The organism is Clostridium gallinarum (genome assembly GCF_014836325.1).
Taxonomy (GTDB): domain Bacteria; phylum Bacillota; class Clostridia; order Clostridiales; family Clostridiaceae; genus Clostridium; species Clostridium gallinarum.
In genome coordinates this window covers 1-11,737 of record NZ_JACSQZ010000024.1, presented here as the reverse complement: position 1 = coordinate 11,737, position 11,737 = coordinate 1, and the positions used below count along the sequence as shown (strand labels likewise).

Sequence of the window (11,737 nt, the reverse complement as noted above, 5' to 3'; positions counted from 1 at the left end):
ATACTTATAAGTTAATTGTAACATATTTTGTAAATATACTACTATTAGTTCTAAAGAGTATATATTTTGTAATTTATATTAATTTTTAAATAACTTTTTATTAAAGTCCTAAAAATTTTTACTTAATTATTTATTAACATTATAAATTATTCATTATAAAATCACTCATATTTAATTTAATATTACATATTTATAAAATATTTTTATGAATATAGGTTGTTTTTTATTATTTATACATATAATTTGCATAATTATAAAAATTCTCCTTGCATAATTATACTTTAAGGCGTATTATTATAAATATAATTTTGAATGTACTGAATTTTTTGATAATTAAAGAGGGGGCAATTAAATATGAAAAAATATAATAAAGTGGTACTAGCTTATTCTGGAGGTCTTGATACTTCTATTATTATTTCTTGGCTTAAGGAAAACTATGGCTGCAAAGTAATTGCAGTTGTTGGAAATGTAGGTCAAAAGGACGAGCTTCTAGGATTAGAAGAAAAAGCACTTAAAACTGGGGCATCTAAGTGCTATATAGAGGATTTAAATAAAGAATTTGTGGAAGATTATATATTCCCTACTATTCAAGCTAATGCAATTTATGAAGGTAAATATCTTCTTGGAACTTCCTTTGCAAGACCTATAATTGCAAAAAGATTAGTAGAAATTGCATTATCTGAAGGTGCTGATGCTATATGTCATGGTTGTACTGGTAAGGGAAATGACCAAGTTAGATTTGAACTTGCTGTTAAAGCCTTTGCACCTGATATGGATATTATAGCACCATGGAGAATTTGGGATATTAAATCTCGTGAAGAAGAAATTAAATATGCTTTAGATAGAGAAATTCCTATATCAATAAGTTATGAAACTAATTATAGCAAGGATAAAAACCTTTGGCATTTAAGTCATGAAGGCTTAGATTTAGAAGATCCAGCTAATGAACCTAATTATGAAAAAATATTAGAACTATCTAATACTTTAGAAAAAGCACCTAATGTTCCAACTTATATTACATTGAAATTTGAAAAAGGTATTCCAATTGCTTTAAATGGTGAATATTTAGATGGAACTACTTTAATAGAAAAACTTAACAAAATTGGTGGAGAAAATGCCATAGGAATAATGGATATGGTTGAAAATAGATTAGTTGGAATGAAATCAAGAGGTGTATATGAAACTCCTGGTGGAAGTATTTTATACAAGGCTCATAAAGATTTAGAAGAACTTTGTTTAGATAAAGAAACTTCTCATTATAAAGAAATTATTGCTTTAAAATTTGCAGAACTTGTTTACAATGGACAATGGTTCACACCTCTTAGAGAAGCACTAACAGAGTTTGTTAATAAAACTCAAGAAACAGTAACTGGTGAAATTAAATTAAAATTATATAAAGGAAATATTGTTAATGCTGGAATGACCTCTCCTTACTCATTATATAGTGAAGAATATGCTACCTTTGGAGAAGATGCTGTTTATAATCAAAAAGACTCTGCAGGATTTATTAATTTATTTGGACTACCTATCACAGTGAAATCAAAAATGAATGAAGCATTAAAGAAAGCTGGTAAATAGTTATGAAGCTTTGGGGTGGACGTTTTGAAAAAGGAGTAAACTCTTTAGTTAATGATTTTAATTCATCTATAAGAGTTGACTCAAGAATGTATAAAGAAGATATTTTAGGTAGTTTAGCTCATGTAAAAATGCTTGGAGAGCAAAATATAATTCCAAAAGAAGATAGCACAAAAATCGCTGCAGGTTTAGAAACAATATTAAAAAGAATTGAAAAGGGAGTAATTAAAATAGATGATTCTTCTGAAGATATTCATAGCTTTATTGAATCTACTCTAACCTACTATATTGGTGATGAAGGAAAAAAACTTCATACAGGAAGAAGTAGAAATGACCAAGTAACTTTAGATACTAAGCTTTATTTAAAAAATGCATTAATAAGCTTATCTAATGATGTAATTAATCTTCAAGAAATTTTATATAAAAAGGCTTGTGAAAATGTAAATACTATAATGCCTGGTTACACTCATATGCAAAAGGCTCAGCCTATAACCTTTTCTCATCACCTTTTAGCTTATTCAGAAATGTTTAAAAGAGATCTTAGTAGGATTTTAGATTGCTATAAAAGGTTAGATGAAATGCCTTTAGGAAGTGGTGCTTTAGCTACATCTACCTATAATTTAGATAGACATATGATTGCAAAAGATTTAGGCTTTGCACAAATTACAATAAATAGTTTAGATTCAGTATCAGATAGAGACTATGCTATTGAAGCACTTTCTGTTTTATCTATGATAATGATGCATTTATCGAGATTTTCTGAAGAAATTATTCTTTGGGCAACTAATGAATTTAGTTTTATAGAATTATCAGATGAATATAGTACAGGCAGTAGTATAATGCCTCAAAAGAAAAATCCTGATGTAGCTGAACTTGTTAGAGGTAAAACTGGAAGAGTTTATGGGGATTTAATTACTCTTCTTACAGTTATGAAAGGATTACCACTAGCTTATAACAAGGATATGCAAGAAGACAAAGAAGCTTTATTTGATGCATTAGACACAGCAAGCCTTTCTCTTAAAACCTTTGCTGGTATGTTAAATACATTAAAAGTAAATAAAGATAATATGAGAAAAGGAGCTTCCTTAGGCTTTACTAATGCTACTGATGTGGCAGATTACTTAGTAAAAAAAGGCTTAGCTTTTAGAACAGCTCATGAAATAGTTGGTGCTATAGTTCTTCATTGTATAAAAGAAAATATAGTGATAGACGATTTAAGTTTAGAAGAATTTAAAAACTTCTCTCCTATATTTGAAGAAGATATATATGAAGCAATAGATTTAGTAAATTGCGTAGAAGAAAGAAATGTCTTTGGTGGACCTAGCTCCTCTTCAGTTAAAACACAACTTGAATTACTATTAGAATCAATAACTAAAACTAAGGAGGCTATTAAATGCTTAAAGTAGGAATAATTGGGGCAACAGGCTATGTAGGTGCTGAACTTTTAAGACTTTTATTAAATCATCCAAAAGTTAAAATAGAAGCCATTAGCTCTGTTTCATATGAAGGTGAAGAAATTTCAAATATATATAAAAACTTCTATGGAGTAACTAATTTAGTATGTGAAACTCAAGAAGAAGTAATAAAAAAATGTGAAGTTATTTTTGCTGCTCTTCCCCATGGCTTAAGTGAGGAAATAGCAAACTTAGTTTATAAAGAAAATAAAATTTTAATAGATCTTGGGGCTGATTTTAGATTAGAAAAAGAAAAAGAATATAAAAAATGGTATGGCAAAGATTATAAATTTAAAGAACTTCATGAAAAAAGTATATATGCCTTACCTGAATTTAATAGAGAGAAAATTAAGGAATATAAAATAATCGCAAATCCGGGCTGCTACCCTACATCAATAGAACTTGCCTTAATGCCCTTACTAAAAAACTCCTTAATTGATACTAATAATATAATTTGCGACTCAAAATCAGGAGCAACAGGAGCTGGTAGAGGCCTTACTTTAAAGTCCCACTACCCTGAACTTAACGAAAACTTCTCTCCTTACGGTATAGGAGCTCATAGACATACACCAGAAATAGAGCAATGTCTATCAGAAATTGCAGAAGAAAAAGTTCAAATCACCTTTACTCCTCACCTACTACCAATAAACAGAGGAATAATATCAACAATCTACTGTAATCCAAAGAAAAATTCCAATGAAGAAATAAACTTACAAGAAATTTATGATTTATATAAAGACTTTTATAAAGATGAATTCTTTATAAATATACTACCCTTAGGAGATACAGCTTCAATTAAAGACGTTAAATACACAAACAACTGTAATATTTCTCTACATTTAAACCATAGAAAAGATGGAATTATTATAGTAAGTGCTATAGACAACATGATAAAAGGAGCTGCAGGACAAGCAATTCAAAACATGAATATAATATGCGGATTTGAAGAAAAACAAGGGCTGTTCTTAGTGTCCGCAGGACACTAAGAAATGAAAAATGTAAAATGTAGAATGTAGAATTAAGGATTAAATTCCTCATAATCGGAATTTAGAAATTAATTTCTCATTCTTTGAAATTTAAATATTCTTAAATCCTATCTTTACTATTTTTTACTATATTAATTAATAAAGCTTTTATTTGTGATGATTCATCATGATATAGTTTATAATCTTTATCACTTATTATTTCAGCCCTCCATAATAATTTAAGCCAATACTCTGATTCATTTGCTTCCTTTAAAGCAATATTCATTTTGTTTACAAAGTCTTTCTTGCTTTGAGCATATTGAGCCTCAGTTATATTTGCACCTATTGATGTTGCTGATCTAACTAATTGATTTGATAGAATATATTCTTTTTCACTTTTTAATCTTAAATATAGTTTTATAATATCTAATCCAAAATTAAAACTTTTATCTAATACTATATTTTTAGACAACTATATCACCTCTTTATGAGTATGGACATAAAGTTGTTCTAGATATTCAAAAATCATAATTAATTTAATATATATTCATAATTCAACTTGTTGAATTATAACCTTAATTTTTAATTCTTAATTTTTAATTTTACATTTAAAAAAGGGGGACTTATCTTGAATTTATTATCTAATGGTGGTGTAACTTCACCTGAGGGATTCCTTGCATCTGGAATTCATTGTGGACTTAAAAAAAATAATTTAAAGCTAGATTTAGCTCTTATATATTCAACTGTTCCAGCTTCTTCTGCTGGGGTTTATACAAAAAATAAGGTTAAAGGAGCTCCTATTTACATAACAAAGGAGCATTTAATTAACAAAAAGGCTCAAGCCATAATTATAAATAGTGGAAATGCTAATACTTGTACAGGTGATGATGGTTTGTCTAAGGCTAAAAGAATGACAGAGCTTACGGGGAAAGCTCTTAAACTTAAAACTACTGATGTTTTAGTAGCCTCTACTGGTGTTATTGGTGTTCCTTTAAATATTGATGCAATAAAGGATGGAATTCCTCTATTGTCAGAAAGATTATCAAAAGATGGTTTTGATGATGCTGCAAAAGCAATAATGACTACAGATACCTATAAAAAACAACTTGCTTTTGAATTTTATATAGACAACAAAAAAATTACAATTGGGGCTATGTCCAAAGGTTCTGGGATGATAGAACCAAATATGGGCACTATGTTATCTTTCATAACTACTGACTTAAATATTTCTGGGGAAATGTTAAATGAAGCTTTAAAAGAAAGCGTTAAAATTAGCTATAACAGAGTTAGTGTTGATGGTGATACTAGTACAAATGATATGGTATTAGTATTAGCTAATGGCTTAGCTAAAAATTCTAAAATAACTAAAAAAGATGAAAACTACTATACTTTTCTTAATGTTTTAAACACACTTAATATTATATTAGCTAGAATGATTGCTAAAGATGGTGAAGGTGCTACTAAGCTTATAGAATGTATTGTTAGCAACTGCAAATGTGAAAAAGATGCTGAAATTTTATCTAAAAGTGTTATAAACTCTCCCTTAGTAAAAACTGCAATCTTTGGTAGTGATGCTAATTGGGGAAGAATATTATGCGCCTTAGGATATGCTGGTGTAAATATTAATCCAAATAAAGTTGATCTATCTTTTGAAAGCTCTACTGGAGAAATTGAAATATGTAAAGATGGTATGCCTCTTCCTTTTGATGAAGTAAAGGCAAAAGAAATATTATTGCAAGATGAAATAAAAATTCTAATCAATATGAATTCTGGTGAATGCTCATCTATAGCTTGGGGATGTGACCTTAGTTATGATTATGTAAAAATAAATGGAGATTATAGAAGTTAAAGGAGATGTAAAAATGAATCATTTAGAACATGCTAAAATATTAACTCAAGCACTTCCCTACATTCAATCCCTTTCAGGAAAAATAGTAGTAATAAAATATGGTGGTAACGCAATGACTAGCAAAGAACTTAGAGAAAGCGTTGCAACTGATATAGTACTATTACAATGTGTTGGTATTAAGCCTGTAATAGTTCATGGTGGTGGCCCAGATATATCTAATTTTCTAAATAAAATAGGACAAGAAAGTAAGTTTATAAATGGACTTAGATATACAGATAAAGAAACTATGGAAATTGTCCAAATGGTTCTTGGAGGAAAGGTAAATAAAAGCATTGTTTCTTTAATAGAAAGAGTAGGCGGAAAAGCTCTTGGTCTATGTGGAATTGATGGAGCTTTCATAAAAGCTAAGAAACTAGAAAGTAATGTTGATTTAGGCTATGTTGGTGAAATAACTTCTATAAACACTGAAATTATAAATAATGCTTTAAACTCTGGATATATTCCTGTAATAGGTTCAGTTGCTATAAGTGAAGATTGCTCTGAAACCTATAATATTAATGCAGATATATGTGCATCAAAACTTGCCTCTGCTTTAAAAGCTGAAAAATTACTACTTTTAACTAACGTACCAGGAGTTATGACAGATTCAAAGGATCCATCAACCTTAATGTCAATATTACATCCACATGAAATAAAAAAACTTCAAGCTGATAAAGTTATAAATGGAGGAATGATTCCTAAAATAGATTGCTGCGTTGAAGCCATTAGAATGGGAGTTAAAAAGACTCATATAATTGATGGAACACTTCCCCACTCAATATTACTAGAACTACTATCAAATGAAGGAATCGGAACAATGATATTTTAGTGTGCTATCGCACAATGTAAAATGAATAATGAAAAGTGTAAAATTAACGAAAAAACTCCTGAAGGAGTTTATAAATTCCTATATTTTCAGTAATTTGGAACAAATTACAACAACAATTCTACATTCTTCATTCTTAATTTTTAATTTTAGAAAGGGGTTTTTTAAATGGGAAATAATTTACCTTTGATGTCAACTTATGCTTATCTTCCTGTTAACTTAGTTAAAGGGGAAGGTTCTTGTCTTTATGATGATAACGGTGTTGAATATATAGATTTTACAAGTGGAATTGGTGTAAATAGTCTTGGATATGCTGATTATGAATGGACTGAAGCTATAACTAATGCTGTATGTACTTTACAGCATACTTCAAATATATTCTTAAATCAAACTACTCTTTCTCTAGCAAAAAAATTAACTACTTTAGCTAATATGGATAAAATTTTTCTTTGTAATTCAGGCGCTGAAGCAAATGAAGGGGCTATAAAACTTGCTAGAAAATATAGTTTTGATAAATATGGTGAAAATAGAAATAAGATTTTAACCTTAAAACAATCTTTTCATGGAAGAACCTTAGCAACACTGACAGCTACAGGACAAGATAAGTTTCATAATTACTACTTCCCTTTTCCTGAGGGTTTTGATTATTTTGAAACTAATAATATAGAAGATTTTAAAAACAAATTAACTTCTGATGTTTGTGCTGTCATGATGGAAGCTATCCAAGGAGAAGGTGGTGTTAATACATTAAATTATAATTTTGTTAATAGTGTTTATGAAACTTGTAGAGAAAAAGATATTATACTAATCTTCGATGAAGTCCAATGTGGAATAGGCAGAACTGGAAAACTCTTTGGATATGAACACTTTAATATTAACCCAGATATAGTTACAGTTGCTAAAGGACTTGGAGCTGGACTACCTATTGGAGGATTTCTTTGCAATGAAAAATTATCAGAAACCTTTAATCCAGGTGATCATGGAACAACCTTTGGTGGAAACCCTGTAGCATGCGCAGGTGCTTTAGTAGTTTTAGATAAAATATGTACTAAAGAAACATTAACTGAAATAAAAGAAAAAGGTGAATATTTAGTATCATTATTAAAAAATATTAACTCACCTCTTATAAAAGAAATAAGAGGAAAAGGCCTTATGATAGGAATTGAAATAGAAGGAAACTCATCAGAAATTCAAAAACAAGCCTTAGAAAAAGGACTATTAATACTAACAGCAGGAAAAAATGTCCTAAGACTACTTCCACCACTAGTAATAAGCAAAGAAGAAATAAAAAAAGGCGCAGAGATAATAAAACAATGTTTAAATTAAAAGTTAAGAATGTAAAATGTAGAATTTCGGAAAAAACTCCTTTAGGAGTTTTATAAATTAAATTTTAGTAATTTGGGACAAATTACTTCCATAATTCTTCATTCTTAATTTTTCATTATTAATTATAATTTTGGGGGTATTTATGAATAAAGATTTATTAAAAATAGAGGATTTATCTAAAGAGGAAATTTTAGATATTTTAAATTTAGCTGATCAATTAAAATATGAACTTAAACATGGAATTAAGCATCATCATCTTGAAGGTAAAACTCTTGGAATGATATTTGAAAAGTCTTCTACAAGAACTAGGGTGTCTTTTGAAGCTGGTATGTATCAACTTGGAGGATATCCGCTCTTCTTAAGTTCTAGTGATTTACAGATAGGTCGTGGGGAGCCTATACAAGATACTGCAAGGGTTTTATCTAGATATTTAAATGGAATTATGATAAGAACATTTTCTCAAAAGGAAGTATCAGACCTTGCTGAATGTTCTAGTATTCCTATAATAAATGGACTTACTGATGATGAACATCCTTGCCAAATTTTAGCCGATTTAATGACTATAAGAGAAAATAAAAATATTCTAGAAGGTTTAAAAGTAGCTTATATAGGAGATGGAAATAATATGGCTCAATCCTTATTAATAGGTTGCCTAACTTCTGGAATGGATATTTCTCTAGCTATTCCTAATAACTACATGATTAAAGAAGATTATATTAATAAAGGTATTGAAATAGCTAAAAATAATAATCTTAATTTTAATATAGTTAATGATCCTAAAGAAGCTGCAAAAGATGCTGATGTAGTGATTACTGATGTTTGGGCAAGTATGGGACAAGAAAGTGAAACTTTGGAAAGAATAAAAGCTTTTAAAGGCTATCAAGTAAATTCTGAACTTATGAAAGTTGCAAAAGATGATGCTATTGTTTTGCATTGTTTGCCTGCTCATAGAGAAGAAGAAATTACTGAGGAAATCCTAGAAAAACATGCTGATATAATTTTTGAAGAAGCTGAAAATAGACTTCATGTCCAAAAATCTATTTTAGTAAAGTTATTAAAATAATATCCTACTAATATATAAAGCCCATGGAATATTTCAAAATATCTCCTGGGCTTTAATCCTTAATATATTTATATTTTTAAAAATCGATTTCTCAAAAATGTTCTTTTAAGATATATATTACTCATTAAATAGATACAGAATAATACTATTGTAACTACAAATAAATAATTGGATATTCTACCTAATCTATTTGGTATTCTGTTTATCATCTTATTCCTCGCATCTGAATGTGCCTTATAATCATAACTAGTTTGTTCATATGTTGTATTTGAATCAATCCCCCATTCTATTCCTTTTTCACTATATACCCCCATAACACTACCATATTCCCCCTCTATACTACCTTCTGGAATATCTATTTTATATTCATAATTTATATCTGGCATATCTTCTCTTGCTATTTTAAGATAATATAAGCCGTTGTTATGTTTAGCGTTGAACTCATCAAGTAATTGAGTAATTTCATTTTTTAAGTTTGAATCAAGAGTATCTTCATTTTTAATTTTCTTTGCTATTACATCAAATATATAAGTCGTTGTATTTTCATCTGCAGTGTAAATATCTGATTCATTCCTATTTATGAATTGATCTGCTATATTAATAGATAAACATACACATGCAATGATAAATAATATTATAGTAAATTTTTTAAGTACATTTATAAATTTGCTTTGTTTTTTTAATATTAAACTCATTTCTTTTATGACAGTCTTTTCTTCACCAAAATTAGTAATTGCTTTTTCAATACTCTCATTCTCACTTAATCCTTGTTTTCTTAATTCTTTTACTTCTTCCAACAAATGAACTTTAGTTTCTTCTTTTAATATTTTTGTTTCTTCATCTTTTTCATCAAATTTCTTGTAGATTTTTTCTACATATTCTTCTATTTTATTCATATTACTTTACCTCCATAAAATTATCTAAAATATTTTTTAAAGCTTTCCACTCATTAGAGCTTCTAAGATAATTTTCTTTACCTTCATCAGTAATAGAATAATATCTTCTTCTTCCCCCACTTGTTCCTTTAGTATCATTCCAATACCCTTTTATATAACCTCGTTTTTCTAATCTCTTTAGTGATACATATAGTGTAGCTTCTTTCATTTCAAATTCTTCTTTTGATTTTTCTTTAATTTTCTTTGCTATTAAATATCCATACATATCTTCATCATATAATACAGATAAAATAATAACATCGACGTAGCCCTTAAGAACTTCTTTATCGAATTCCATTTCATAAGCCTCCTTTTATAATAAAGTACTTTATATTATTAAGTACTTATTCATTATAATATAAAGTACATTATATTATCAAGTACTATTTCCAATCTATTCTTAATATTCCAAAAATATTAAAGACACTCTTTTCGAGTGCCTTTTTTGAATAATATATTAAATCTATTATATAAATTAAAATTTTATTATAATAATTCATTTTACTTCTTAATATTTTAATATTTTCTAATTACCTTTTTCTTCTACACTTTTTATCCATATCATACATAATTTTAATAATCCCTAATAAGAAAATGCTAATTTGTGAAAAAGTTATATAGTTATAAAACTTACTACTCAAAAACATACCAATAATTCCTAAAAATATAACTAATAGACCTACATTTAACATATCTCTACCTATTATCATTGATACTTTATCTTTGTTATATTTTTTTGCATCAAATCCATTTAACATATCTCCTGCATTTTGACTTTTAATTACCCACCCTAAAAAAGTAAAAAATCCTCCTATAAAGATAGTAATCATAACTAATCCATATATATCTACATTCCTCATATATATCCCTCTTCCCCTTATAATTTTATATATTAATTTAAAAAGTAACTTCTATAATCATAACCTTATTATAATCAAGTATTAAAGTTTTTTCAGTCATATTTTATATTATAGTATTAAATTTATAATTGAATTAGTAAAAAAGAGATAAACATTATATTCCTTGCTCCGTCGCATGCGCTCCAAGTCGCCGTCATACAATGTTTATCTCTTTACAAACTGAAGGAAGGAAATTATAAAAGCTCTATTTCTTACACTACGAATTTTACTACTCTAATAAATTTATCCACAACTTGTCCATAGATATAATTTCCTGATAGTAGAATATTATTGTGACATTTGACAAAATCATAAAAAAATAAGAGCATAGAGTTGCACACAAACCTGAAAGGAATGATCTCTATGCTCAACAAAAATATTGATATTCTTGTAAATTTAAATTTATCACAAGAAAAAGTATCAGTCAATGAAATAATTGATACAGTTACTAAAACCTTAAAAACAACTACTACTGAAATTATTGGCACTATAATAGATAGTATTCAAGAAAATATATTGGACAATCATTTAGGTAGTAAATGGAATGAATTAAAAAACAAAATGGTTCCATGGGAGTGTCCTAATTGCTTTGAAAAATGTGAATTCGTGCGCCGTGGTAAAAGAAATCGCAAAATACGTAGTAGTAGCGGTGTTATTGAATTTTACCTGTACAGAGTTACATGTAAAGCTTGCAATTCGACTTTTTGTCCTTTTGGGCAATTCTTAGGTATTAAACCTAGAATGAGAATTACTAATGAGTTTGATGAAAAAATATTAAAGATTGCAAGCAATTTATCTTATTCTAA

General features: G+C 28.1%; 12 protein-coding genes. 8 read left to right on the top strand and 4 right to left on the bottom strand.

Annotated elements, in window-relative coordinates; translation table 11 throughout:
* The first annotated feature begins 354 nt into the window (after nucleotides 1-354).
* From H9660_RS08030 to argC, 3 genes are read left to right on the top strand one after another with little or no spacing between them, the layout of a single operon-like run.
* Nucleotides 355-1,578, top strand: a complete 1,224-nt coding sequence (locus H9660_RS08030) for an argininosuccinate synthase (RefSeq protein WP_191749859.1) — start codon at nucleotides 355-357, stop codon at nucleotides 1,576-1,578.
* A gap of 2 nt (nucleotides 1,579-1,580) precedes the next feature.
* Nucleotides 1,581-2,981 (top strand): argininosuccinate lyase, encoded by a 1,401-nt coding sequence (argH, locus tag H9660_RS08025; RefSeq protein ID WP_191749858.1) that lies wholly within the window; start codon nucleotides 1,581-1,583, stop codon nucleotides 2,979-2,981.
* Complete coding sequence (gene argC, locus H9660_RS08020; RefSeq protein WP_191749857.1) at nucleotides 2,969-4,015, top strand: N-acetyl-gamma-glutamyl-phosphate reductase; 1,047 nt, start codon at nucleotides 2,969-2,971, stop codon at nucleotides 4,013-4,015. The genes argH and argC overlap by 13 nt, the downstream gene beginning before the upstream one ends.
* Nucleotides 4,016-4,115: 100 nt before the next feature.
* Here argC and H9660_RS08015 read toward each other — a convergent pair whose 3' ends face one another.
* On the bottom strand, nucleotides 4,116-4,466 hold the full coding sequence (locus H9660_RS08015; RefSeq protein ID WP_191749856.1) for a four helix bundle protein: 351 nt from the start codon (nucleotides 4,464-4,466) through the stop codon (nucleotides 4,116-4,118).
* A 156-nt stretch (nucleotides 4,467-4,622) separates the two neighbouring features.
* Between H9660_RS08015 and argJ the strand changes: the two genes are divergently transcribed.
* The 4 genes from argJ to argF all read left to right on the top strand — a co-directional run bounded on the left by argJ (nucleotide 4,623) and on the right by argF (nucleotide 9,097).
* Complete coding sequence (gene argJ / locus H9660_RS08010; protein WP_191749855.1) at nucleotides 4,623-5,843, top strand: bifunctional glutamate N-acetyltransferase/amino-acid acetyltransferase ArgJ; 1,221 nt, start codon at nucleotides 4,623-4,625, stop codon at nucleotides 5,841-5,843.
* Between the two features lie 13 nt (nucleotides 5,844-5,856).
* Nucleotides 5,857-6,711: an acetylglutamate kinase gene (argB, locus tag H9660_RS08005; RefSeq protein WP_191749895.1), complete on the top strand. Its 855-nt coding sequence runs from the start codon at nucleotides 5,857-5,859 to the stop codon at nucleotides 6,709-6,711.
* Nucleotides 6,712-6,876: 165 nt separating this feature from the next.
* Entirely contained in the window at nucleotides 6,877-8,034 is a 1,158-nt protein-coding gene (locus H9660_RS08000) for an aspartate aminotransferase family protein (RefSeq protein ID WP_191749854.1), read from the top strand.
* Between the two features lie 142 nt (nucleotides 8,035-8,176).
* The gene (gene argF / locus H9660_RS07995; RefSeq protein WP_191749853.1) at nucleotides 8,177-9,097 is read left to right on the top strand and encodes an ornithine carbamoyltransferase; all 921 of its coding nucleotides are present in this window, start codon (nucleotides 8,177-8,179) and stop codon (nucleotides 9,095-9,097) included.
* A 68-nt stretch (nucleotides 9,098-9,165) separates the two neighbouring features.
* On the opposite strand, the gene H9660_RS07990 is transcribed toward argF, so the two are convergent.
* The 3 genes from H9660_RS07990 to H9660_RS07980 all read right to left on the bottom strand — a co-directional run bounded on the left by H9660_RS07990 (nucleotide 9,166) and on the right by H9660_RS07980 (nucleotide 10,892).
* Nucleotides 9,166-9,993 (bottom strand): permease prefix domain 1-containing protein, encoded by an 828-nt coding sequence (locus H9660_RS07990; protein WP_191749852.1) that lies wholly within the window; start codon nucleotides 9,991-9,993, stop codon nucleotides 9,166-9,168.
* A 1-nt stretch (nucleotide 9,994) separates the two neighbouring features.
* Nucleotides 9,995-10,330, bottom strand: coding sequence for a PadR family transcriptional regulator (locus tag H9660_RS07985; protein WP_191749851.1), 336 nt, complete (start codon nucleotides 10,328-10,330; stop codon nucleotides 9,995-9,997).
* Between the two features lie 232 nt (nucleotides 10,331-10,562).
* On the bottom strand, nucleotides 10,563-10,892 hold the full coding sequence (locus H9660_RS07980; protein ID WP_191749850.1) for a DUF3784 domain-containing protein: 330 nt from the start codon (nucleotides 10,890-10,892) through the stop codon (nucleotides 10,563-10,565).
* Between the two features lie 402 nt (nucleotides 10,893-11,294).
* Between H9660_RS07980 and H9660_RS07975 the strand changes: the two genes are divergently transcribed.
* On the top strand, nucleotides 11,295-11,737 hold a 443-nt coding region (locus H9660_RS07975; protein WP_191749849.1), incomplete at its 3' end, for a hypothetical protein.